Source organism: Streptomyces sp. NBC_01255 (genome assembly GCF_036226445.1).
In the GTDB taxonomy this organism is placed as follows: domain Bacteria; phylum Actinomycetota; class Actinomycetes; order Streptomycetales; family Streptomycetaceae; genus Streptomyces.
In genome coordinates, this window is record NZ_CP108474.1 from 7,325,125 (window position 1) to 7,346,399 (window position 21,275).

Consider the following 21,275-nt stretch of genomic DNA (forward strand, 5'->3'; position numbering starts at 1 on the left):
GTCACCCCGCGGTGCGCCGCCGCAGCTGGTGGGCGCGGGCGGCGAGGTCGCCGGGGCCCGCACGCTCCGCCAGCCGGTCCGCGATCCGGTCCTGGACCTCCTGCGGCTTGTTGCCCGCGTACTTGAACTTGGCCCGCACCTCGGTCACCTCCAGGTTCAGGACGCGGATGCCCGAGAGGAGGCGGCCGAACGGGGCCTCGCCAGGGGCCGCGACAGCGGTGGAGCCGTCCGGCTGGAAGTGGGTGACCTGGCGGTTGAGGAGTTCGGCCTTCTCCGCGGGGTCGTCGACCACGTGCGCCGTGCACCGTAGCTGGACTGCCGCGTAGTACGAGGTCGGGGTCCCGTGCTCGGGCGGTGTGCCCTCGGGGGCCGTCCACGGGCCCGGGGCGAAGACGTAGTCGTCGACCACGCTCAGGAGCACCGTCGGATGCGCTTCGAGCGCTCGCCACAGGGGGTTGGGCCGGGCCAGGTGGGCGAGGACGCGCCCGTACGGGCCGGGCTCGTCCTCGTACCGGAAGTGCATCGGCTGCACCCACGGCGGGTCGCCGGGCAGGCCGTTGACGGCGAGCTGGCCGAAGTCGTGGCGGGAGAGCCAGTCGTGCCACTCGCCTTCGTGGCGGGCCGCGTCCCAGGGGTGGATCAGCATCGTGGGTGCTCCCGTCCTCAGAGCGCGGAGAGGTAGTCGGGCAGGGCGACGGCCGGGTCGAGGTCGTCGGCCGGGACCGGGGTGCCGTGGACCGTGCGTACGGGGACGACACCGGTCCAGTAGGGGAGGTCGAGGTCCTCCGCGTCGTCGTTGGGGCCGCCGGCGCGGACCTTCGCCGAGACCTCGTCCAGGTCGAGCCGGATCACGGCGGTGGCGGCGAGCTCCTTGGCGTTCGCCGGGCGCGAGTCGCGGGAGCGGCCCGGGACGACGTGGTCGACGAGCGCGTCGAGAGCGGTGCGGAGCTCCTCGGGGTCCGTGACCTGGTGGGCGATGCCGTGGACGACGACCGAGCGGTAGTTGAGGGAGTGGTGGAAGGCGGAGCGCGCGAGGACGAGGCCGTCGACGAGGGTCACGGTCAGGCAGACGGGCAGGCCGGGGGCCTTCACACCGTCGCCCGCCGCGCGCAGGGGGCGTGAGCCGGTGGAGCCGTGGACGTAGAGCCGGTCGCCGACGCGGCCGTAGAGCGTCGGGAGCACGACCGGCGCGCCGTCGCGGACGAAACCGAGGTGGCAGATGGAGGTCTCGTCGAGTATCGAGTGGACGAGGGCCTTGTCGTACGACGCGCGGTCGCGGTTGCGGGTGGGGACGGTCCGGTCGGTCGGCGCGTAGGTGTCGGGGGCCTCGGTCTCGGTCGTCTTGGTGGTGTCGGCGGCGGCGGTCATTTGCGAACTCCATTGCACTAGTGCATAATCATGTTTGTGCTAGGAGAGTATCGGATCGAAGGTCGTCGCGCATCGGAGATCGCCGCCAGTGTCGAGCGCGCGGTGGGTACGGGTGCCCTGGAGCCCGGACAACTACTGCCGCCCATGCGGGAATTGGCGCTGACGCTCGGCGTGAACGCCAATACGGTCGCCGCCGCCTACCGCACCCTGCGCGAGCGCGGGGTCATCGAGACGGACGGCCGGCGCGGCAGCCGGGTGCGGCCACGGCCCGCCACGACCGCGCGCGGCTCGATCCGGGTGGACGCCCCCGCCGGCGTCCGGGACGTGAGTAACGGAAGCCCCGACCCCGCGCTGCTGCCACCGCTCGGCGAGGCCTTCGCCGAGGTCGCGCGGCGCTACGCCGAGCGGCCCGGCATGTACGCAGAGGCCCCCGTCGACGAGGAGTTCGGGCGGCTCGCGCGGGCCGCCTTCGACGCGGACGGCGTGCCCGCCGGGCCGGTCGGCGTCGCCTCGGGCTCCCTCGACGCCATCGAGCGGGTGCTCGCCGCGCACCTCAGGCCGGGGGACGCCGTCGCCGTCGAGGATCCGGGCTGGGGCAGCCTGCTCGACCTCGTGCCGGCGCTCGGGCTGCGGCCGGTACCCGTCGCCGTCGACGACGAGGGGCCGCTGCCGGAGGAGGTCGAGCGGGCGATCCGGCGCGACGGGGCGCGGGCGGTGATCGTGACCGACCGGGCGCAGAACCCGACCGGGGCGTGCGTGACCGAGGAGCGGGCGCGGGAGCTGCGGCGGGTCCTCGCCGCGCACCCCGACGTCCTGCTCCTGGAGGACGACCACGGGCACGGGATCGTCGCGCAGCCCCTCCATCCCCTCGCCGGGGTCACCGACCGCTGGGTGCTGGTGCGCTCGGTCGCGAAGGCGTACGGGCCGGACCTGCGGATCGCGGCCTTCACCGGGGACGCGGAGACCGTCGACCGGGTCCTCGGGCGGCAGCGGCTCGGCCCCGGGTGGGTCAGCAAACTGCTCCAGCGGACCGTCGCCCACCTCTGGGCCGCGGAGGCGGTCGACCCGGCCGTCGTCGCCCGCTCGTACGGGAAGCGGCGCGACGGCCTGGTGCGGGCGCTCGCCCGGCGGGGGATCGAGGCCCATGGGCGCAGCGGCATGAACGTCTGGGTGCCGGTCGCGGACGAGACGGGCGCGGTGTCGCGGCTCGTGGCCGAGGGTTGGGCGGTGGCGCCGGGCGCGCGCTTCCGGATGAGCGCGGGGCCGGCCGTCCGGGTCACCGTCTCCGGCCTCACCGTCGGGGACGTCGAGGCCCTCGCCGAGGCCGTCGCGCGGGCGGCGGGGCCGGCGCCCGCGCGGAGTTACGGGTGAGGGTGAGGGGGTGGCCGGCCCGGGTGCGGGCGGCAGGGCTCAGGGGCGGGTCGCCATCGGGGCCGCTTCTGGGGCTGGGGCTGCGGCTGTGGTTGGGGTCGGCGTCGGCGTCTTCGCCGTCGTACGGCGCGAGGCGCGGGTCTGTGTGAGGGCGGCTCCCGCGAGGACGATCAGCGCGCCGACCGGTGTGTTCCAGGTGAGCTGCTCGTCCAGGACGGCCACACCCGCCGCCGTGGCGATGACGGGGATGAAGTACGTGACCATGGAGGCCGTCGTCGGGCCGACCTCCGCCACGACGCCGTACTGGAGCAGCATCGCGTATCCGGTGCCGAGCGCGCCGAGCGCGATCACGGCGAGCAGCGGCACGACCTCCACCGACTCCGGCATCGAGGTGAACAGGGGGGTGACCACAGCCAGTTGGAGTGTCGCGAGGCCCACCTGCGAGCCGGCGAGGGAGAGGTGCGAGACGCCGGTGCCGCTCAGCGTCCTGCGGACGTAGATCCAGCCCACCGCGTAGCTGAAGGACGCCAGCAGGGCCAGCGCCGTGCCCGTCACGTCGAGCCCGGAGAAGCCCTGCCAGGCGCCGAGCACCGTGAGTACTCCCATGAAGCCGATGCCCAGGCCGGCGGCGCGGACCCGGGTCGGGCGGTCCTCGGAGAGCGCGACGAGCGAGAGCAGCATCCCCCACAGCGGGGTCGTCGCGTTGCAGATGCCCGCCAGGGTCGAGGGGATCGTCAGCTCCGCGTACGCGAAGAGCGAGAACGGCAGCGCGTTGAGCAGGAAGGCCGCGACCGTCAGATGGCCCCAGACCCGGACGTCGCGCGGCAGCCGGTCGCGCTTCAGGACCAGGGCGACGGCGAGCACCGCCGTACCGAACAGCAGGCGCCCGAAGGTCACCTGGAAGGGCGCGAAGCCCTCCGTACCGACCTTGATGAGGAGGAAGCTGAACCCCCATATGAGGGCCAGGGCGCCGAAGCGGACGCGCCAGTCGAGCAGGCGTGAGGCGGGGGACGGGGAGGGTGACGCGGAGTGCGGCGCTGCGGGGCTCATGCACTCAGGGTGACGGCCCCCACCTCTTAGAACAAGCGAGAATTATTCGACCCCTCCCCTTAGTATTGCTTACATGTTGAATCTGGAGCGCCTGCGGACCCTCGACGCCGTCGCGCGGCACGGTTCGGTGAGCGGTGCGGCCGACGGGCTGCACGTCACCACCTCGGCCGTCTCCCAGCAGCTGTCCAAGCTGGAGCGCGAGGTGGGGCAGCAGCTGCTCGCCAAGAACGGCCGGGGGGTGCGGCTCACCGACGCGGGGCTGCTGCTCGCCGAGCACGCCGCCCGGATCCTCTCCCAGGTCCAGGTCGCCCAGGCCGACATCGAGGCCCAGAGCGGCCGGGTCGTCGGCGAGGTGCGGCTCGCGGCCTTCCCCACGGCGGCCCGCGGCCTGTTTCCCGCCGCGCTCGCCTCTCTGCGCACCGGCCACCCCGAACTCCGCGTGCGTACGACGGAGTTGGAGCCCGAGCCGGGGGTGCGCGCGGTGCTGCGCGGTGACGCGGACCTCGCGATCGTCCTGGAATGGAGCAACAAGCGGGCGCCCGTGCCCGGCGGCCTGGAGCGGGTGCACCTGCTGGACGACACGGCCGACGTGGCGCTGCCTGCAGGGCACCGGCTGGCCGGGCGGGAGGCGGTCGACCTGGTGGAGTTCGCCGACGAGGAGTGGGTGTCCTGGCCCGAGGGCGAGTTCTGTCACGACTGGCTGATGTTCACACTGCGCTCGCAGGGCATCGAGCCGCGCATCGGCCACCTCGCCGGCGAGCACCACACGCAGCTGGCGCTGGTCGCGGCGGGGCTCGGTGTCTGCGTGACGCCACGCCTCGGCCGCCCGCTGCCGGAGGGCGTCGTGTTCGTTCCCGTACGGCAGAAGATGCGGCGCCACATCTACGCCACCTGGCGCGCCGACGCCGGCCGCCGCCCCTCCGTACGAGCGGTCGTCGGGGCGCTGCGGGCGGCGGCCCAGCCGCTCGGAAGCTGACGGGCCCCGGACGCCCGGGGCCTCCGGGGAGTGCGTCCCCTAGATCTTGCGGAAGTCCCAGGATGCGATGGCGTCCGGGGTCAGCCGGGCCCAGGCGTGGCGGCCGTCGTGCGGCATCGCGTCCAGGCCGAAGTTCTTGGCGGCGAAGAGCTGTTCGGGCGCTTCGAGTTCGGGGAGCGGCTCGCCTGTACGGGGGGCCTCGCCGACGAACTCGACCGTGCCCGACAGCTCCACGCCCCGCAGCTCGCCGTACTCCACGCCGTCGTCCACCACCACCGCGACCCTCGGATCGGCGCGCATCTCCGCCCAGCGGCGGCTGCGCGTCAGCGAGTACAGCCACAGCGAGCGGCCGTCCCAGGCGAACCAGAGCGCGCTCACATGCGGGCGGCCGTCGGCCGAAACGGTCGCCACGCGGCAGGTGCGCTGTTCGGCGAGGAAGGAGTCGAGCTCGGCCGGGGTCATCATGATCCGGCGTCCACGGCGCTGTGCGACGGTCATCGTCCGCACCCTTCTGGATTTCTGATGAGTCGTCAGAAAGCATGGAGGGCCAATCGCGCGCAGGCAAGGGGAGACCATGGGTGAGAGTGCCAGAGATCGGCTCGGGGAGTGGATCCGTCCGGACGGCGGGGTCGTGCTGCTCACCGTCGAGTGTCAGCGGGGAGTCGTCGGCGCGGAGAGCGCGCTGCCCGAACTCGCCGCCGCGGCCCGCGCGTCGGGCGCCCTGCGGAACGTGGCGCGGCTCGTGGCCGCCGCGCACGAGGCCGACGTCCAGGTGATCCACGCCGTCGCCGAGCGGCGCCCCGACGGACGCGCCGCCAACACCAACGCGCGCCTCTTCCGGGCCGCCGCCCGGCTGCCGGTGCAGCAGCACAGCGGCAGCACGGCCGTACGGATCGCCGAACCGATCGAGGTCGCGGAGGAGGACATCGTGGTCCGGCGCCTGCACGGTCTCTCACCGCTCGCGGGCACGGACGTCGACGCGCTCCTGCGCAACCTCGGCTGCCGGACGCTGATCGTGACCGGCGTCTCCGCCAACGTGGCCGTGCCCAACGCGGTCTTCGACGCCGTCAACCTCGGCTACACGGTCGTCGTGCCCGCGGACGCGATCGCGGGGGTGCCGGCCGACTACACCCCCGCGATGATCCGCCACACCCTCGCGCTCGTCGCCACGATCACGACGACGGACGAGGTGCTGGGCTGCTGGAAGGCGCCCCGGCGGGCACGGCCCGCCGGGGGTTCCGTCAGCCGAGGCTGATCTCGTCGCCCACCACCTGGATCGGCGTCGGCGGCAGCGGGGAGGTCGCCGGGCCGGACTTCACGCTGCCGTCCGACACGTCGAAGTGGCTCTGGTGGCACGGGCACACGATGACGCCGTCCTTCACCCCGCTGACGGCACAGCCCGCGTGGGTGCACTTGGACGAGAAGGCGTGGAACTCGCCGGCCTTCGGCTGGGTGATCACCAGGCCCTGACCGGCGATGACCTTGCCGCCGCCCACCGGAATGTCCCCGGTCCGCGCGAGGGTGGCGCCCGCCTGCTCCTCCGTGCCCTTGTCCTCGGTGCCGCCGCCACCGCAGGCCGCGAGCGCCGCCGCCAGGCCCGCGGCGCCCGCCGCCGAGACCACCGTCCTGCGTGCCACTCCGCTCATGTGCTGCCCCTCTTCCTTCGCGCACTGGTGTGTTGGCACCCGACGGTACGGGTGTGACCTGTGCCCCGTTCACAGGATCGCGTCTTCGCGCACGAACTCGCCAGGGCGCGGGAGTTCAGCACAAGGTCAGCGCAGGGTCAGCGCAGGGTCAGCGCAGGGTCAGCGACGTCTCGGACGCGACATGGGACAGCTTCTCCGGGTTGCGGACGAAGTAGATGCCGGCGATACGGGCGTCCTCGACGTGGACCGCCATGACGCCGTCGATCTCGCCGTCCATGCGGACGAGGAGCGCCGGGTTGCCGTTGACCACGGTGGGGCCGAGGGAGAGCGTGAAGCCGGCCCCGCCGGCCCTGCCGGTGAAGCCCGCCATGAGGCGGGCCACCTTGTCGGCCCCGAGGATGGGCCGCAGGGCGGCGTGCTTGATCCCGCCGCCGTCGCCCATGTAGACGGCCTCCGGGGCGAGGACGTCGAGCAGGCCCTGGACGTCCCCGGTCTCGAACGCGCGCCGGAACGACTCCAGGGCGGCCCGGGTCTCTTTCGCGGACACCGTCCGGCGGGGACGGCGGGCGTCGACGTGCCGGCGCGCGCGGTGCGCGATCTGCCGGACGGCCGCGGGGGTCTTGTCGACGGCGGCCGCGATCTCGTCGTACTCGAAGCCGAAGGCCTCACGCAGGACGAAGACGGCGCGCTCCGTCGGAGCCAGCGTCTCCAGGACGAGCATCATCGCCATCGACACGCTCTCCGCGAGCTCCACGTCCTCGGCCACGTCCGGCGCGGTGAGCATGGGCTCGGGCAGCCAGGGGCCCACGTACGACTCCCTGCGCCGGCTCGCGGTGCGCAGCCGGTTGAGCGCCTGGCGGGTCGTGACCCGGACCAGGTAGGCGCGCTGGTCGCTCACCTTCTCCAGGTCGACCTCGACCCAGCGCAGCCAGGTCTCCTGGAGGACGTCCTCGGCGTCGGCCGCCGATCCGAGCATCTCGTAGGCGACGGTGAAGAGGAGGTTGCGGTGGGCGACGAACGTCTCTGTCGCCGCGTCGGTGGCGTGGCCGCTCATGCCTGCACCCCGCTCCTTCGCGGCCGGTCCAGGTCGCCTTCGGCCCGCACGTTCGCATCCACAGCAAGATCCTTTTCGTCGGTGGGAGTCAGATCATGACCCACCAGCGCGCCGCGGTCACGCCCGGCCTCCAGCAACTTCTCGCGCTGGCCGCCTCCCGAGACGCGGTGCAGGCCGTACGCACCGGGCTTCTGCGCCTCCGCGGCCAGGTGCTTGACGGTGCCCTTGCACACGATCTCCTTGACCTTCGCGCCGGTGCGACCGCCGATGTGGAACCACAGCGCGATGTCGTTCCGGTGGGCGAACTGGAAGATGCCGGCGTCCCGGCCCAGGCTGATGCACTGGCCCGCGAACACCTGGTTGAGAGACGAGGGCGCTTCCCCCGCGATCCGGCTGAGGACCGTGTCGGCGGCCCGCGCGCCCATCGGCGTCGCGGCCTGGCAGCTCATCCTCGCCGGCAGGTTCGACGGCGCCGCCGAGTCCCCGGCCGCGATGACACGGTCGTCGTCCACGCTCGTCAGGGTCTCGTCCGTGAGCAGACGGCCCAGGGCGTCGGTGCTCAGCCCGCTGCGCGCGGCCAGGTCCGGCACGCCGAAGCCCGCGGTCCAGATGGTCACCGCGCTCTCCAGCGCGCGGCCGTCGTCGAGCCGCACCGCATCGCGCGTCACGGCTGTCACCTTCGCCCCGGGGCCCTCGACCACGGTCACCCCGAGGGCCGCCAGCCGCTTCGCGACCGAGCGGCGGCCGCGCCGGTGCAGGTACGGGCCGAGCACCTTCCCGCAGACCAGGGTCACGGCGCGGCCCGCCTCGGCCAGCTCGGCGGCGGTCTCGATGCCGGTCGGACCGCCACCGACCACCGTCACGGGGGCGGTCATCGGTGCGGCGTCGAGGACCGGCCGCAGCCGCTGCGCCTCCTCCAGATCGGCGATCGGGTACGCGAACTCGGCGGCTCCGGGCACACGCGGGTCGGCGCTGCCACTGCCCACCGCGTAGACCAGGTAGTCGTAACGGACGGTCCCGCCCGACGCCAGCGCCACGCTGCGCCCGGCCGCGTCGATCCGTGTCACGGAGTCGACCAGCAGGCCGATGCCCTGGTGCAGGACCTCCGAGTACGCGACGACCGCGTCGTCGGACCCGCCGACGAGCTGGTGCAGGCGGATCCGCTCGACGAAGTCCGGGCGCGGGTTGATCAGCGTCACGGTCACGTCGTCGCGCTGCGTCAGGCGGTTCGCGGCCATCACTCCGGCGTACCCGCCGCCGATCACGACCACTGCGATGTTCCCGGTCATGGTGTCTCCTTCGTTTCAAGCGGTTCGTGCACAAGACACCGCCGGGCCGGCAGCTGTGACACGTTGTGACGCAGGTCACTCTGGTGGGTGTGTGACGGTCGTGTCGCCCCCTCCACCCGGGACTGTCGGACACCCGGGACGCCGTGATGGCAGACTGCGGCCCTCGACTTCTGGAGGCACCCATGGCACGGCGACCCGGACACCCGGCCCGCACGAGCGGCGCGGATCCCCGATGACCCCGGGAACCGGCTGCCGCACGAAGCCGACCGAGCCCGGCACCCTCCTGGTCCGCAGCTCGCCCGCGGTTCCCGCCGCCGCGGTACTGCTGCTCCACGGAGGCCGCGCCGACGGGCCGGAGCCGCCGCCCGCCCTCAACCTGCCCGCGCTGCGCATGCGGCCCTTCACCGCCGCCGTGACCCGCGCCGTCCGGGGCCGGGACGTGCTGGTCGCCGAGGTGCGCTACCGCCACCGCGGCTGGAACGGCCCGCGTGCCGACGCCGCCCGGGACGCCGAGGCCGCCCTCGTACGGCTACGGGACCGGGTGGGCCCCGTGCCCGTCGTGCTCATCGGCCACTCCATGGGAGGCCGCGCCGCGCTCAGCGCCGCCGGCGACCCGGCCGTCCGCGGTGTCGTCGCCCTCGCGCCCTGGTGCCCCACCGGGGAGCCCGTCGACCACCTCGGCGGCCGACGCCTCTACCTCCTGCACGACGAGGCCGACCGCGTCACCTCGGCGCGCGAGTCCTGGGACTTCGTCCGCAGGGCGCGGGCGGCGGGCGCGGACGCGGCGGGCATCCCGATGCCGGCCGGCGGCCACGCCATGCTCCGGGGCGCCGGCTTCTGGCACCGGCGCGCGGCGGAGCTGGCGGCGGCGCTGCTCTCGCACGGCTGACGCTCTCTCAGGACGGCACTCAGGACGGCTCTCAGGGGGTGAGGAGGCCGGCGCAGGCCTCGTACGTCGCGCGGTGCACGGCGCGCGCGAGCCGCGCACCCCAGAGCGACCGCGGTCCGGCGAACGCCTCGGCGGACGATCCGGTGGGCGCGTCGACCCCCACTCCGGCCCATGCCCGTGCGTCGCTCCCGGTCGGCGAGGGAGCGGCCACGCAGACGGCGTCCGTCGGCGTGCCCGAGGCGTCCGCGCCGAGTTCGACGAGGGCCTGCACCTTCGCCTCGGTGGCGGTGGCGACCGCGTTGACGAGGGCGGCGTCCGTGAGCGGCACGGGCAGCGACACGACGATGTTGATCGTCCCCGGGCGCGGGGCCGCGACGTCGCCGGCCCCCGGTACGGCCGCCCAGCCCCGTACGCCGATCCCGGCGGTGACCACGGCCTCGGCCCCGCCGTCCGTCGCGTGCCGCCGGTTCTCGACCGAGGCCGCCGTCATGAGCCCCACCCCGGGCCCTTCGAGCCCGGCCCCGGCGGCCAGCGCGCCGAGGTGGGCGACGGGATCGAGCCGGTCGTAGCCGGGCGGGACCTGCGCGTTCAGCACCCACGCCCGCTCCCCGATGCCCCCGCCGAGGACGGCGCTCGACACCATCCGCACGCCCGGCCCCGGGGCCCACACCAGGAGCGGCCACGCACGGCCCTGTTCCGTGTGGGTGAGCAGGGCGGCGTCGGCCAGGGACGTACGGGCGAGGAGGGTTCGGGGAAGCACGTCACCAGAGTAGGGACGCCGTCGCGGATCACCTCGTCAGGGCCGCCAGCACCTCGCCGGCCAGGGCGACGGGGTCTCCGGTCGGCCGCGTCGCGTACGGCTCGTTGCCGTGCGCCCAGGCGTCGTCCCTCGCGAACCAGTCGATGGCGACCGGTTCCGTGCGGTTCACCAGCGCGCTGTCGAGGCTCGCGAAGTACGCGGCCCAGCGCGGCGCGTACACGTCCCGGACGAGCCCGGCCCACTCGCGGTTGGCGTAGTCGTGCAGGCCGCCCGCCTCGCTCGGTCCCCGGCCACCCCAGGTGGTGAGGATCGAGCGGGCGTCGTACTCCAGCCGGTCGCGTTCGGCGGGGCCGGCCCCCCAGGCGCGGGCGTCGGCGAGCCACGGACCGAGCAGGAACCGCCGGTCGGCGGCGACCAGCCGCCCGAGCAGCTCCAGATGGGCGTTCCACTCGGCCACCCGCTCCCGGAATCCCGCGAGGTCCCCGGCCTCGTACGCGGTCCTGATCCGGGGCAGGAGGACGCGGCCGCGGTTGGTGAGCGACTGTCGAGCCACGTCCACGAGGTCGAAGCGGTAGGCGTCGGTGGTCCGCAGCTCGGGAGCCACCTTCAGCAGCTCCGCGAGAGCGCGCTCCACGGTGGCCGCGTCGTAGCGCATGGCGGTCGGGCTCCAGCGCGCCGCCCTGGCCGCCGTCAGACTCGGCCGCGCGGCGAAGACGCTGTCCTGCGGTTCGCTCCACGTACCGGATCGCATGCTGTACGGGCCGCGGCGCAACTGCTCCCACGCGGCGGCGGCGTGGGGGTCGGCGCCGCCGTAGCGCCGGGCGGCGTACTCCGCGAACCAGGTCCTGTGGTCGATCGGGCCCGGCTGCCAGGCGAGTTCGGTGAACAGGTCGAAGGCGGCGGGGTTCCCGCCGGTCCCCTCCGGGAGGTACGCGATGCCGCTCAGCGTGCTGCCGGGCGCGGTCAGCCACGCGTGGAACCGGTCGACCCAGACGCCGGTGTTGGCGCCCAGGCTGGTGTGGCCGCCGAAGTTGCCGATCGCGCCGAAGGCGTAGGGCGTACCACCCCACTGGGTCGCCCGGTCGAGGCCGTCGTAGCGGTCGGACAGACCGTCGACGACGAGCACCCGGCGGCGGTCCACACCGCTCAGGAGAGCCGCCGACGGGTTCCGCTGCCAGCCGAGCGTGACCCAGATGGCGCCGGGGTGCGCCGCCTCCAGGGCCTGCTGGACGGCCCCGGCCGCTCCCGCCACGTCGACGGGTCCCGGGGTGCCGCCCTCGTGCAGGAGGTCCATCTTGAACATGTCGCCGGCACCGAACCGCTGCTCCTGGAAGCGGTAGTACGTCGCGGCCAGCCGCGCGAAGACCGGTCCGGTCGGGTCCAGCCAGTCCGGCCGGGCGAAGCCCACCCACGTGCCCTGAGGGACCGTGACCGCGCCCGGGTTCCGGGCGGCGAAGTCCGGCGGCACCGTGCCGAAGAAGCCGGGCAGCACCGGGGTCATCCCCAGCGCGCGCAGGTGCCCCGCGATCCTGCTCCCGAGCGTCGCGCGGGCCTCGATCAGCCGCTCGGAGACCGGGCCGGCGAAGCCCGACATGTTCTGCAGCAGCCACCAGCCCTGATGGGCCGGGGCGGGGATCCACTCGCGCAGCTCCGCCGCGCTGTAGCCGAACCGCTGGAGAGCGCGGTAGTACGGGTACTCGGCGCCGGTCGGCACGAAGACCTCGTTGACGCCGTGCAGCGCCATCAGGTCGATGTCGTGCCGGTAGGAGGCGAAGTCGCGGTACGCGCCGGAGTAGCCCTCGTCGGTGTCGTTCAGGGCGTACCGGTGAGGCACCGTCGCCCTGCGGGTGACGGTGCCGGTGACCCCGGGGAGCGTGGACGGCAGCCGGCCGAGGCTGTCGCCCGGCCATCCGATGTCGACCCCCGCGATCCGCTCCAGGTACCAGCCCACTCCCGTGACCAGCGTGGCCGGCGAGGTGCCGCGCACCCGGATCGCCCCGGCCGTCCCGGAGACGGAGAAGTAGTCGCCGGAGGCGGCCGCCTCGACCGGGACCAGATCGAACTGCCCGGCCACGGACGGCAGCAGACGCTTCAGACTCGCCCGGGCGGGCGCCGGATCGAAGGCGGGCGGCGCGGCCGGTCCGGGAGGCGGTGCTCCGGGGGCGGGCGCGGCCGTCGTCACGGCGGGCGCGGGCGCCGTCGCGGCGGGGGAGACCGCCGTCAGGGTGGCGAGCGCCACGACGACGAGGGCGTGACGGCATCGAAGGATCAGACGACTGGCCATCCGGCTCCCTGATCGGGGAAGGCCCCCCGGACCGAGGAGGACGACGAAAGCGTGCGCTCAGTGTCGGGCCGCTCGCGCTCGCGCGGACGCAGGCGCAGCCGCGAACCGGCCGGTGCTCATCCTCGCGGGCGCACGCCGATCGCGGGGCCGGTTGCCGAAGATGCCTGCCATGCCAGGACAAAACGTACGTACCGGATTAGATTTTCCTTTCGCGCCATGGGCGCTTTGTGAGGGGTCCGAAAACTGCCGGGGCGATCGAGCACGTCTGCGAGGGCACGCGATGAAACCTGCCGATACCAGTACCGAGACCGGTCCCGTCGGCTCGCCACCCGTCGCCAAACTGACCCTGCTGACGCTGACCGCGATGGTCGTCGGCTCCATGGTCGGCGCCGGCGTGTTCTCCCTTCCCCGACGATTCGCCCAGGAGACGGGTGTCGCGGGCGCGCTGATCGCCTGGGCGGTCGCGGGCGTCGGCATGCTGATGCTCGCCTTCGTCTTCCAGACCCTCGCGGTACGGAGGCCCGACCTGGACGCCGGCGTCTACGCGTACGCGAAGGCGGGCTTCGGCGAGTACCTCGGGTTCTTCTCGGCCTTCGGCTACTGGGCGAGCGCCTGTGTCGGCAACGTCACGTACTGGGTGCTGATCATGTCGACGATCGGCGCGATCGCGCCCGCCCTCGGCGACGGCGACACGGCCCTGGCGATCGTGCTGTCCTCCGCGGGCCTCTGGGGCTTCTTCCTCCTCATCCGCCGCGGGGTCAAGGAGGCGACGGCGATCAACAGGATCGTGACCGTCGCCAAGCTCGTTCCCATCATCGTCTTCATCATCCTGGCGCTGTTCTGCTTCAAACCGTCCGTCTTCGCCGACAACTTCGGCGGCGCGGACTACGCCGGATCCCTCTTCAACCAGGTCCGCGGCACGATGCTGGCCACCGTGTTCGTCTTCCTCGGCGTGGAGGGCGCCAGCGTCTACTCCCGGCACGCCAAACGCCGGGAGGACGTGGGGCGGGCCACCGTCCTGGGCTTCCTCAGCGTCTTCGCGATCTTCGCCTCGGTCACCATCGTGTCGTACGGCATCCTGCCGATGGCCGAGATCGCCGAGCTCCGCCAGCCCTCCATGGCGGGCGTCCTGGAGGCGGCGGTCGGCGCCTGGGGCAAGGTGTTCGTCAGCGTCGGCCTGATCATCTCGGTCCTCGGCGCCTATCTGGCCTGGACCCTGATGGCGGCCGAAGTGCTCTTCGTCGCCGCCAAGGACGACGACATGCCGCGCTTCCTCGGCCGGTCCAGCGGCGACGACGTCCCCGTACCGGCACTGCTCATGACGACGGCCCTCAGTCAGGTCGTCCTCGTCGTCACGGCGTTCTCCGACGACGCCTTCAACTTCGCCCTCGACCTCACCAGCTCACTGAGCCTGATCCCCTTCCTGCTGGCCGCCAGCTTCGCCGTGAAGATCGCGCTGCGGCCGGCACAGGAGAAGGCGGAGGGCCGCACCACCCGGCGGGAACTCCTCGTCGCCCTCGTCGCCACGCTCTACACCGCGTTCCTGCTCTACGCGGCCGGACTCAAGTTCGTCCTCGTCTCCTTCATCATCTACGCCCCGGCCACGTTCCTGTTCGTCAAGGCCCGCCGCGAACAGAACCGACGCCTCTTCTCCCCGAGGGAGGCCGTCATCTGCGCCGTCTCCATCGCCGGAGCGGTCGTCGGCGTCATCGCTCTCGCCGTGGGCTGGATCGAACTCTGACCCACAGGCCCACTGTCGTACCGCTCTACCGCTCTACCGCCCCACCGCCCCACCGGAAAGGCCGATCATGACCGCCGCTGACACCCGTCCCGCTGCCCCGTCCGCCTTCGGTGTCCACTCGGAAGTCGGACGCCTCCGCAAGGTGCTCGTCTGCTCTCCCGGCCTCGCACACCGGCGACTGACGCCCACCAACTCCGACGACCTCCTCTTCGACGACGTCATGTGGGTGGAGAACGCCCAGCGCGACCACGCGGACTTCGTCAACAAACTCACCCAGCGGGGGGTCGAGGTCGTCGAACTGCACGAACTGCTCGCCGAGACCATGGCGATCCCGGCGGCCAAGGACTGGCTCCTCGACCGGAAGATCGTCCCCAACGAAGTCGGACTCGGGCTGGTCGACGACACCCGGGCCTTCCTCGACTCCCTCGCCCCCGGCGCGCTGGCGGAGTTCCTCATCGGCGGACTGGCCACCGCGGACCTGCCGGAGGACTTCCGCTCCGGGTACGTGGCCCTGGCCCGGGAAGGCGTGGGGGCGCGGGAGTACCTGATGCCGCCGCTGCCGAACACGCTCTACACCCGCGACACCACGTGCTGGCTCTACGGCGGCGTCACCCTGAACCCGCTGTACTGGCCCGCCCGCCACGGCGAGACCCTCCTCATGAAGACCATCTACGCCTTCCACCCCGACTTCAGGAGCTCGACCGTGTGGTGGGGCGACCCCGAACAGGACTGGGGACAGGCCACGTTCGAGGGCGGCGACATCATGCCCGTCGGCAACGGCGTCGTCCTCATGGGCATGAGCGAGCGCACCTCCCGCCAGGCGATCACCCAGGTGGCCGCCGCGCTCTTCGACAACGGCGCGGCCGAGCACGTGATCGTCGCCGGTATGCCGAAGCTGCGGGCGGCCATGCACCTCGACACGGTCTTCACCTTCGCGGACCGCGACATGGTCACCCTCTACCCGACGATCATGGACGCCGTCCACACCTTCTCCCTGCGGCCCGCCGACAAGGCCCGCCGACAAGGCCCGGGCGTGGAGATCATCGATGAGGGCACCACCCCGTTCGTCGACGTCGTGGCCAAGGGCCTCGGCCTGCCCGCGCTCCAGGTGATCGAGACCGGCGGGGACGTCTACACCTCCGAGCGCCAGCAGTGGGACAGCGGCAACAACGCCGTCGCGCTCGAACCCGGGGTCGTCTTCACCTACGACCGCAACACCCAGACCAACACACTGCTGCGGAAGGCAGGGGTGGAGGTCATCACCATCGTGGGCGCCGAACTCGGCCGCGGGCGCGGTGGCGGCCACTGCATGACCTGCCCGTTGATCCGCGACGCGGTCTCCTTCTGAGGTGCGGCGACGTCAGGATCAGGACTGTCGTCCGCAGCAAGCCGCCGCCCCCTCCCTTGAGCAGGGAGGGGGCGGCCGGCCGTCGCGAGACGTCAGTGGTTCAGTGGCTCTTCACGTCGCCGTCCCGGCGTCGGGGCCGGCGAGCTGCTCCGCGAGTTCGCGCTCGCTCTCCTCCGGGAGGGAGGTCTTGAGCACCGTTCCCCCGAAGGGTTCCATGGCCGCTGCGAACCGGTCCTCGGTGATCTTCGAGGCCATGACGACGACGGCCGCCGAGCCGGGCTCGAGCAGCTCCTGGACCTTCTTCCGGAACCTGCCGTCGACGCCCATCTGGTTCAGTTTGCCGATGAGGCCGCCGAGGGCCGCGCCCACCACGCCGATGCCCGGAGTGAGGATGATGATGCCGAGGACCATGCCCCAGAGCGCCCCGGCCGTGGCGGAGAGGGCCACCTCCTCGCTCTTCTTGGGGGTGTCCACATGGGTCTCGCCGTCCTCGTCCACCCTGACGACGGCGAGGCCGTTGAGGTCGAGGACGTGGTCGTCGCGGAGCTTCTGGACCGCCTTGAAGGCCTCCCTCGCGACCGCGTGGTCGGCGTAGCCGATGACGATGAGTTCGGACATGGGTCTCTCCTTCGGTGCGGCCCCCGTGACGCCGAGGACCGTGGACGTCAGTACCTCTGTGCCTTGGTGAGCCTCGGCGTCAGGACCGGCTCGGCGGGTTGCCGGCTGATGACCAGGGGCTGTGCGCGCTCGCCCGGCGCGAGGTCCTCGGCGCCGACGAACTGGGTCTCGACGACCTTCCCCGACGGGTCGAGGAAGTCGACCTGGGCCGCGTAGGACGCCGGCTCGCTCGTCTTGTTGGTGATGCTCACGACGACGGTGAGCCGCCCGTCCGTGTCGGCGCGGGGCTTGCCGGTCATCCCGACCTCGTTCAGGGCGTTCCCCCTGCCCTCGACGTCCTCCAGCGCGTCCTCGGCCGCCTGGCGGGAGCGTTCGATCTCGGCTCCGATCGACGCCTTGCGCGATGCCTCCCGCTCGGAGGCCGACGCGGCCGCGGACGACGCTTCCGCGCGCGCGGACTCGATCACCGATTCCCCCGCCGAGGCGACGGAGGAGGGCAGGTCCCCCGAGAACGCGGCGGTGTCGGGTGCCGTGGGGCGTTCGCTGAACGTCGGAGCGCCGGTGTCGTCGCCGTCGGAGCCACAGGACACGAGAGTGGCGGCGCCGAGCGCGGTGACGACGACGGCCAGGGCCGCGCCCGCCGCTCTGGCGCGGACCGGTCGTCTCGGGCGGGATGAAGAGGTGTTCACGCGGGCTTCCTCGTTCCTACGGTGAGTGCGGTCGCCGTCAGTAGCGCAGTACGGCGGCGATGCGGGCGGATTCGACCAAGGCGTCGTCCCGTACGAACCGCACCTCGGCGCCCGTCTCCAGGGCCCGCTCGACGATCTCGTCCACGATGTCGTCCCGCGTGCCCGGCTCCGCCGCGGAGGCGGGTTCCAGGTGGTCGCCGCGGTCGCGCACGACGTCGCGGTAGTGGTCCTCGACGGCCAGCAGGCGGATCCGGCCGTCCTTCGCGGCCCGCCACACCTCGTCGAGGCCGGCTGCGAACTCGCGCCGGCCCTGCGCGGTGTCCAGTTCCGCGGCCACGGTGGTGGCCGCGGCCTCTTCCCGCGCGCTCCGTACCGGCTCGACCGCCCGGTGCACCGCTTCGGCCGGGCCGTCCGCGAGCCCGCCGTGCTGCACGGTCATCGTCCCGGGGTCCAGTCGGCCCGTGTCCTCCAGTGCCGAGATGGCCGGGGCCTCACCGATCACGTACAGCGGGCGCGACTCGGCGGCGAGGACGGCACGCAGCGCCTGATGGGCCTCGCGGAGGAACGTACGGGTGTCCTCGTCCCGGAAGGTGCTCGGAAGGTCGCCGATGCGTTCCTTGCGTTCCGCGTCGGGGTCCTCGAGGCTCCGTGTCAGCGGGAAGCCGTCGCCCGTGAACTCGACGGCCCGCTCCGGTCCGCCGCTCCAGAGCGACACCCGGTCCGCCGCGACGGCCAGGGCCCAGTAGGGCTGTTCGGCGGCCTGGGCGGCGACGAGGTTGCGAGTGAGGAACGTGTCGGCGACGACCACCCGCTCCGGGACCGTCCGGGCCACGGTCCAGACGTGGTGCTCGCCCTGCGCCGCGTAGATCACCAGCCCGTCCTCCACATGGGCGAGGTCGAGCTCGGCGACGGCCCGCTCCAGCTGTTCGAGCACGTCCGCACGGCGATCCCGTGGCACGTCCGGGTCGTCCTGGAGGGCCTTCTCCGCCTGGGCCAGGAGGTTGCGCAGCCGTACGGGGTCCTGGGTGTTGTCCGGCTCGCGGCGGTGGGTGGGCATCACGAGCGACACCGCCGGGTAGGGGCGGGGCCGGCGCAACGTGGCGAGCACGTCGGTGCTCAGAGCGGGGTGCATGACGGTGCCTTTCGTAGGGTGTTCCGAGAGCCGTACGGGTGGCGCGACCGGCGGAGGCGGTGGTGAACCGTGGGCGCAGCCGGCGGGGGTCGCTACTGCGGGCCGGTGAGCTGCTCGGCCAGTTCCTTCTCGTCCGCGTCGCTGAGCGACGTCTTCAGGACCGTGCCGCCGTGCGGCCGCATCGCCGCGGTGAACTTGTCGTCCGTGATCTTCGAGGCCATGACCACGACGGCCGCCGAGCCCGGCTTCAGCAGGTCCCGCACCTGCTCGCGGAACCGCTCGTCGACGCCGGACTTGCCGAGCCTGCCGATCAGGCCGCCCACGGCAGCGCCCGTCACCAGGCCGACGCCGGGAAGCAGGAACAGGATCCCGAAGATGGCGCCCCACAGGGCTCCGGAGGCGGCGGACACCCCGACGATCCGGCTGGTCGTATCGACATGGGTCCTGCCGTCCTCGTCGACGGAGACGACCGCGAGGCCGTTCAGATGGACGACGTAGTCGCGCTGCAGATCCTGCACGGTGGCGAACGCCGCGTCTGCCACGCCCCGGTCGTCATAGCCGATGACGATCAGTTCGGACATCCCTACCTCCAGAGAGTTCCACCGTGCCGGCCCGTGCCGGCCCGTGCCGGCCCGTGGCGGACTCGGCGGCGCACGGGACGCACTGATGTCCACCCATCGACATACTTGTCCGCAATACGCCGGTTCGCGAGTCGGTGGTTCGGAGAACCCTCGCCCTCAATCACCCTCGGTTACTATGCTCACTTCGTTGACGGAGGGGAGCTGGCCGTGGATTGCACGGATGAAGAGATGGGTGGCCTGCGAAAGTGTTGAAAGAGGTCGTAGCAACCCGCTATGTCACACCCCTGCGTGAGGGCGGCTCGCTCCCCGGGATCGTCGAGGCCGACGATCTCGGCACGTACGTCATGAAGTTCACGGGCGCGGGACAGGGCCGCAAGACCCTCGTCGCCGAGGTCGTCTGCGGGCAGCTCGCGCGCAGGCTCGGGCTGCGCGTGCCGGAGCTCGTCGCCATCCAGCTCGACCCGGTCATCGGTCTCTCCGAGCCCGACCAGGAGGTCCAGGAGCTGCTCAAGGCGAGCGGCGGGCTCAACCTGGGCATGGACTTCCTCCCCGGCTCGCTGGGCTTCGACCCGCTGGCGTACGAGGTGGACTCCAAGGAAGCCGGCAAGGTCGTCTGGTTCGACGCCGTGATCAACAACGTCGACCGGTCCTGGCGGAACCCGAACATGCTGGTGTGGCACGGCGACCTGTGGCTCATCGACCACGGCGCCACCATGATCTGGCACCACAACTGGCCGGGCGCGCAGGCTTCCGCCGCCAAGCCGTACGACGCCTCCGACCACGCGCTCGCGCCCTTCGCGCCGGACGTCGCCGCCGCGGCCGCCGAACTCGCGCCACTCGTCACCCGCGAGCTGCTCACCGAAGTCGTCGCCGACGTGCCCGACGAGTGGCTCGTCGACGAGCCCGGCTTCTCCCGTACGGACGAGGTGCGCGCGGCCTACGTCGACGCGCTCCTGCCCCGCGCCGCCACCATCCACGAGCGGATCACGCTCGGCCCCCGTACGGAGAACCGGCCCCAGCAGCCGCCCGGCTGGCTGGCCGAGCGCCTCGCGCCCCGGACGCACTCCACCGAGAAGGACAGCACCACGTGACCGAGCGCGATGTCTTCGAGTACGCGCTCCTGCGCGTGGTGCCGCGGGTCGAGCGCGGCGAGTGCTTCAACGCGGGCGTGGTCGTCTACTGCCGCGCCCGGTCCTACGTGGCCGCCCGCACCCACCTGGACGAGGCCAAGCTGGCGGTCCTCGACCCGGCGGCGGACGTCACCGGCGTGCGGGCCGCGCTGCGCGCCGTCGAGGGGATCTGCCTGGGTGGCGACGACGCGGGGCAGGCCGCACGCGACGACGCGGGCCGGCGGTTCCGCTGGCTGATCGCGCCGCGCTCCACGGTCGTGCAGCCGGGTCCCGTCCACACGGGGCTCACCGCCGACCCGGAGGCCGAGGTCGAGCGTCTCCTCGATCTGCTGGTGCGCTGAGGCCGTCGGCGGGGGTCGCCGGCCGCCGAAGGGGTCGCCGGTCGCCGTTCCGCCACGGGGAGTGACCTGGTGCACCCGGTGGGCCGTTGACACCGGGTGCCATCGCTTCTAGCGTCTCGTTCTGCGGACGATACTAAGCGGTCGCTCATGTGCGGGACGCGTGAGCGGGACGCCCGGTCCGTCCGCGATCAGGGACGATCCAAGGGCGAGGAGAACCAAGCATGTCCACCACCGAGCAGCGCGTAGCCGTCGTCACGGGTGCCGCACGAGGCATCGGCGCCGCCACGGCGCTCCGCCTGGCGGCCGAGGGCCGCGCCGTAGCCGTACTCGACCTCGACGAGGCGGCCTGCAAGGACACCGTCGAGAAGATCACCGCCGCGGGCGGCACCGCCCTCGCGGTCGGCTGCGACGTCTCCGACGGTGCCCAGGTGGAGGCCGCCGTCGCGCGGATCGCCGCCGAGCTCGGCGCGCCGACGATCCTCGTCAACAACGCCGGCGTGCTCCGCGACAACCTGCTCTTCAAGATGTCCGAGTCGGACTGGGACCTCGTCATGAACGTGCACCTCAAGGGTGCCTTCCTGATGGCGAAGGCCTGTCAGAAGCACATGGTGGACGCGGGCTTCGGCCGGATCGTCTCGCTCTCCTCCTCCTCGGCGCTCGGCAACCGCGGCCAGGCCAACTACTCCGCCGTCAAGGCCGGTCTGCAGGGCCTCACGAAGACGCTCGCCAAGGAGCTCGGCAAGTTCGGCGTCACCGCCAACGCCGTCGCCCCCGGTTTCATCGTCACCGAGATGACCGCGCAGACCGCCGAGCGCGTCGGCATGGGATTCGAGGAGTTCCAGGCCGCCGCCGCCTCCATGATCCCGGTCCAGCGAGTCGGCCGCCCCGAGGACGTCGCCAACGCGATCGCCTTCTTCACGGGCGACGACGCCGGCTTTGTCTCGGGCCAGGTCATGTACGTGGCCGGCGGCCCGCTCAACTGACGTTCCGGCAGCAGCGAGAGGAGAC

At 72.7% G+C, this 21,275-nt stretch carries 22 protein-coding genes; 9 read left to right on the top strand and 13 right to left on the bottom strand.

Going from position 1 to position 21,275, the window contains the following annotated elements:
* Nucleotide 1: 1 nt before the first annotated feature.
* Together OG357_RS33210 and OG357_RS33215 are read right to left on the bottom strand one after the other, a co-directional pair.
* Nucleotides 2-646 carry an FMN-binding negative transcriptional regulator gene (locus tag OG357_RS33210; protein WP_329624618.1) on the bottom strand — a complete coding sequence of 215 codons (645 nt, stop codon included), beginning with the start codon at nucleotides 644-646 and terminating at the stop codon, nucleotides 2-4.
* 17 nt (nucleotides 647-663) lie between these two features.
* Nucleotides 664-1,368 carry a pyridoxamine 5'-phosphate oxidase family protein gene (locus OG357_RS33215; protein WP_329624619.1) on the bottom strand — a complete coding sequence of 235 codons (705 nt, stop codon included), beginning with the start codon at nucleotides 1,366-1,368 and terminating at the stop codon, nucleotides 664-666.
* A 36-nt stretch (nucleotides 1,369-1,404) separates the two neighbouring features.
* Between OG357_RS33215 and OG357_RS33220 the strand changes: the two genes are divergently transcribed.
* Nucleotides 1,405-2,739 carry an aminotransferase class I/II-fold pyridoxal phosphate-dependent enzyme gene (locus OG357_RS33220; protein ID WP_329624620.1) on the top strand — a complete coding sequence of 445 codons (1,335 nt, stop codon included), beginning with the start codon at nucleotides 1,405-1,407 and terminating at the stop codon, nucleotides 2,737-2,739.
* A gap of 39 nt (nucleotides 2,740-2,778) precedes the next feature.
* On the opposite strand, the gene OG357_RS33225 is transcribed toward OG357_RS33220, so the two are convergent.
* Nucleotides 2,779-3,789 carry a DMT family transporter gene (locus OG357_RS33225; protein WP_329624621.1) on the bottom strand — a complete coding sequence of 337 codons (1,011 nt, stop codon included), beginning with the start codon at nucleotides 3,787-3,789 and terminating at the stop codon, nucleotides 2,779-2,781.
* 73 nt (nucleotides 3,790-3,862) lie between these two features.
* On the opposite strand from OG357_RS33225, the gene OG357_RS33230 reads away from it, so the two are divergent.
* Nucleotides 3,863-4,765 (top strand): LysR family transcriptional regulator, encoded by a 903-nt coding sequence (locus OG357_RS33230; protein ID WP_329624622.1) that lies wholly within the window; start codon nucleotides 3,863-3,865, stop codon nucleotides 4,763-4,765.
* Nucleotides 4,766-4,804: 39 nt separating this feature from the next.
* Here the strand turns inward: OG357_RS33230 and OG357_RS33235 are convergent, their stop codons facing one another.
* On the bottom strand, nucleotides 4,805-5,263 hold the full coding sequence (locus OG357_RS33235) for a pyridoxamine 5'-phosphate oxidase family protein (RefSeq protein WP_329624623.1): 459 nt from the start codon (nucleotides 5,261-5,263) through the stop codon (nucleotides 4,805-4,807).
* Between the two features lie 76 nt (nucleotides 5,264-5,339).
* On the opposite strand from OG357_RS33235, the gene OG357_RS33240 reads away from it, so the two are divergent.
* Nucleotides 5,340-6,020: a cysteine hydrolase gene (locus OG357_RS33240; RefSeq protein WP_329624624.1), complete on the top strand. Its 681-nt coding sequence runs from the start codon at nucleotides 5,340-5,342 to the stop codon at nucleotides 6,018-6,020.
* Here the strand turns inward: OG357_RS33240 and OG357_RS33245 are convergent.
* The 3 genes from OG357_RS33245 to OG357_RS33255 all read right to left on the bottom strand — a co-directional run bounded on the left by OG357_RS33245 (nucleotide 6,007) and on the right by OG357_RS33255 (nucleotide 8,754).
* Nucleotides 6,007-6,411 carry a Rieske (2Fe-2S) protein gene (locus OG357_RS33245; protein WP_329624625.1) on the bottom strand — a complete coding sequence of 135 codons (405 nt, stop codon included), beginning with the start codon at nucleotides 6,409-6,411 and terminating at the stop codon, nucleotides 6,007-6,009. The genes OG357_RS33240 and OG357_RS33245 overlap by 14 nt on opposite strands.
* Before the next feature lie 148 nt (nucleotides 6,412-6,559).
* Nucleotides 6,560-7,465 (bottom strand): RNA polymerase sigma-70 factor, encoded by a 906-nt coding sequence (locus OG357_RS33250; RefSeq protein WP_329624626.1) that lies wholly within the window; start codon nucleotides 7,463-7,465, stop codon nucleotides 6,560-6,562.
* Nucleotides 7,462-8,754 (bottom strand): NAD(P)/FAD-dependent oxidoreductase, encoded by a 1,293-nt coding sequence (locus OG357_RS33255; RefSeq protein WP_329624627.1) that lies wholly within the window; start codon nucleotides 8,752-8,754, stop codon nucleotides 7,462-7,464. The genes OG357_RS33250 and OG357_RS33255 overlap by 4 nt, the downstream gene beginning before the upstream one ends.
* A gap of 232 nt (nucleotides 8,755-8,986) precedes the next feature.
* Between OG357_RS33255 and OG357_RS33260 the strand changes: the two genes are divergently transcribed.
* The gene (locus tag OG357_RS33260; protein ID WP_329624628.1) at nucleotides 8,987-9,643 is read left to right on the top strand and encodes an alpha/beta hydrolase; all 657 of its coding nucleotides are present in this window, start codon (nucleotides 8,987-8,989) and stop codon (nucleotides 9,641-9,643) included.
* Between the two features lie 31 nt (nucleotides 9,644-9,674).
* Here OG357_RS33260 and OG357_RS33265 read toward each other — a convergent pair whose 3' ends face one another.
* Both OG357_RS33265 and OG357_RS33270 read right to left on the bottom strand, forming a co-directional pair.
* On the bottom strand, nucleotides 9,675-10,403 hold the full coding sequence (locus tag OG357_RS33265; RefSeq protein ID WP_443066767.1) for an adenosylcobinamide amidohydrolase: 729 nt from the start codon (nucleotides 10,401-10,403) through the stop codon (nucleotides 9,675-9,677).
* A 28-nt stretch (nucleotides 10,404-10,431) separates the two neighbouring features.
* Entirely contained in the window at nucleotides 10,432-12,687 is a 2,256-nt protein-coding gene (locus OG357_RS33270; RefSeq protein ID WP_329624629.1) for an alpha-N-acetylglucosaminidase, read from the bottom strand.
* 280 nt (nucleotides 12,688-12,967) lie between these two features.
* On the opposite strand from OG357_RS33270, the gene OG357_RS33275 reads away from it, so the two are divergent.
* The gene (locus OG357_RS33275; protein WP_329624630.1) at nucleotides 12,968-14,428 is read left to right on the top strand and encodes a basic amino acid/polyamine antiporter; all 1,461 of its coding nucleotides are present in this window, start codon (nucleotides 12,968-12,970) and stop codon (nucleotides 14,426-14,428) included.
* Between the two features lie 67 nt (nucleotides 14,429-14,495).
* On the top strand, nucleotides 14,496-15,776 hold the full coding sequence (locus OG357_RS33280) for an arginine deiminase (RefSeq protein ID WP_329624631.1): 1,281 nt from the start codon (nucleotides 14,496-14,498) through the stop codon (nucleotides 15,774-15,776).
* Between the two features lie 111 nt (nucleotides 15,777-15,887).
* Here the strand turns inward: OG357_RS33280 and OG357_RS33285 are convergent, their stop codons facing one another.
* The 4 genes from OG357_RS33285 to OG357_RS33300 form a co-directional block, all read right to left on the bottom strand.
* The gene (locus tag OG357_RS33285) at nucleotides 15,888-16,394 is read right to left on the bottom strand and encodes a DUF1269 domain-containing protein (protein ID WP_329624632.1); all 507 of its coding nucleotides are present in this window, start codon (nucleotides 16,392-16,394) and stop codon (nucleotides 15,888-15,890) included.
* 47 nt (nucleotides 16,395-16,441) lie between these two features.
* Entirely contained in the window at nucleotides 16,442-17,083 is a 642-nt protein-coding gene (locus OG357_RS33290; RefSeq protein WP_329624633.1) for a hypothetical protein, read from the bottom strand.
* Nucleotides 17,084-17,120: 37 nt separating this feature from the next.
* Nucleotides 17,121-18,215 carry a baeRF3 domain-containing protein gene (locus OG357_RS33295; protein WP_329624634.1) on the bottom strand — a complete coding sequence of 365 codons (1,095 nt, stop codon included), beginning with the start codon at nucleotides 18,213-18,215 and terminating at the stop codon, nucleotides 17,121-17,123.
* Between the two features lie 92 nt (nucleotides 18,216-18,307).
* The gene (locus OG357_RS33300; protein WP_329624635.1) at nucleotides 18,308-18,796 is read right to left on the bottom strand and encodes a DUF1269 domain-containing protein; all 489 of its coding nucleotides are present in this window, start codon (nucleotides 18,794-18,796) and stop codon (nucleotides 18,308-18,310) included.
* 245 nt (nucleotides 18,797-19,041) lie between these two features.
* Between OG357_RS33300 and OG357_RS33305 the strand changes: the two genes are divergently transcribed.
* From OG357_RS33305 to fabG, 3 genes are all read left to right on the top strand, one after another.
* On the top strand, nucleotides 19,042-19,887 hold the full coding sequence (locus tag OG357_RS33305; protein ID WP_329624636.1) for a HipA family kinase: 846 nt from the start codon (nucleotides 19,042-19,044) through the stop codon (nucleotides 19,885-19,887).
* The gene (locus OG357_RS33310) at nucleotides 19,884-20,267 is read left to right on the top strand and encodes a DUF3037 domain-containing protein (protein ID WP_317593663.1); all 384 of its coding nucleotides are present in this window, start codon (nucleotides 19,884-19,886) and stop codon (nucleotides 20,265-20,267) included. Before OG357_RS33305 ends, OG357_RS33310 begins: the two co-directional genes overlap by 4 nt.
* Nucleotides 20,268-20,488: 221 nt before the next feature.
* Nucleotides 20,489-21,250, top strand: a complete 762-nt coding sequence (fabG, locus tag OG357_RS33315) for a 3-oxoacyl-ACP reductase FabG (RefSeq protein WP_329624637.1) — start codon at nucleotides 20,489-20,491, stop codon at nucleotides 21,248-21,250.
* Nucleotides 21,251-21,275: the final 25 nt, after the last annotated feature.

What these genes read in the sequence shown, in the direction of transcription:
- fabG (WP_329624637.1), top strand. Translation starts at nt 20,489, where the DNA reads ATGTCCACCACCGAGCAGCGCGTAGCCGTCGTCACGGGTGCCGCACGA.
- OG357_RS33245 (WP_329624625.1), bottom strand. Translation starts at nt 6,411, where the DNA reads ATGAGCGGAGTGGCACGCAGGACGGTGGTCTCGGCGGCGGGCGCCGCG.
- OG357_RS33300 (WP_329624635.1), bottom strand. Translation starts at nt 18,796, where the DNA reads ATGTCCGAACTGATCGTCATCGGCTATGACGACCGGGGCGTGGCAGAC.
- OG357_RS33210 (WP_329624618.1), bottom strand. Translation starts at nt 646, where the DNA reads ATGCTGATCCACCCCTGGGACGCGGCCCGCCACGAAGGCGAGTGGCAC.
- OG357_RS33295 (WP_329624634.1), bottom strand. Translation starts at nt 18,215, where the DNA reads ATGCACCCCGCTCTGAGCACCGACGTGCTCGCCACGTTGCGCCGGCCC.
- OG357_RS33280 (WP_329624631.1), top strand. Translation starts at nt 14,496, where the DNA reads ATGACCGCCGCTGACACCCGTCCCGCTGCCCCGTCCGCCTTCGGTGTC.
- OG357_RS33235 (WP_329624623.1), bottom strand. Translation starts at nt 5,263, where the DNA reads ATGACCGTCGCACAGCGCCGTGGACGCCGGATCATGATGACCCCGGCC.
- OG357_RS33285 (WP_329624632.1), bottom strand. Translation starts at nt 16,394, where the DNA reads ATGTCCGAACTCATCGTCATCGGCTACGCCGACCACGCGGTCGCGAGG.
- OG357_RS33275 (WP_329624630.1), top strand. Translation starts at nt 12,968, where the DNA reads ATGAAACCTGCCGATACCAGTACCGAGACCGGTCCCGTCGGCTCGCCA.
- OG357_RS33225 (WP_329624621.1), bottom strand. Translation starts at nt 3,789, where the DNA reads ATGAGCCCCGCAGCGCCGCACTCCGCGTCACCCTCCCCGTCCCCCGCC.
- OG357_RS33240 (WP_329624624.1), top strand. Translation starts at nt 5,340, where the DNA reads ATGGGTGAGAGTGCCAGAGATCGGCTCGGGGAGTGGATCCGTCCGGAC.
- OG357_RS33250 (WP_329624626.1), bottom strand. Translation starts at nt 7,465, where the DNA reads ATGAGCGGCCACGCCACCGACGCGGCGACAGAGACGTTCGTCGCCCAC.
- OG357_RS33230 (WP_329624622.1), top strand. Translation starts at nt 3,863, where the DNA reads ATGTTGAATCTGGAGCGCCTGCGGACCCTCGACGCCGTCGCGCGGCAC.
- OG357_RS33255 (WP_329624627.1), bottom strand. Translation starts at nt 8,754, where the DNA reads ATGACCGGGAACATCGCAGTGGTCGTGATCGGCGGCGGGTACGCCGGA.
- OG357_RS33260 (WP_329624628.1), top strand. Translation starts at nt 8,987, where the DNA reads ATGACCCCGGGAACCGGCTGCCGCACGAAGCCGACCGAGCCCGGCACC.
- OG357_RS33270 (WP_329624629.1), bottom strand. Translation starts at nt 12,687, where the DNA reads ATGGCCAGTCGTCTGATCCTTCGATGCCGTCACGCCCTCGTCGTCGTG.
- OG357_RS33215 (WP_329624619.1), bottom strand. Translation starts at nt 1,368, where the DNA reads ATGACCGCCGCCGCCGACACCACCAAGACGACCGAGACCGAGGCCCCC.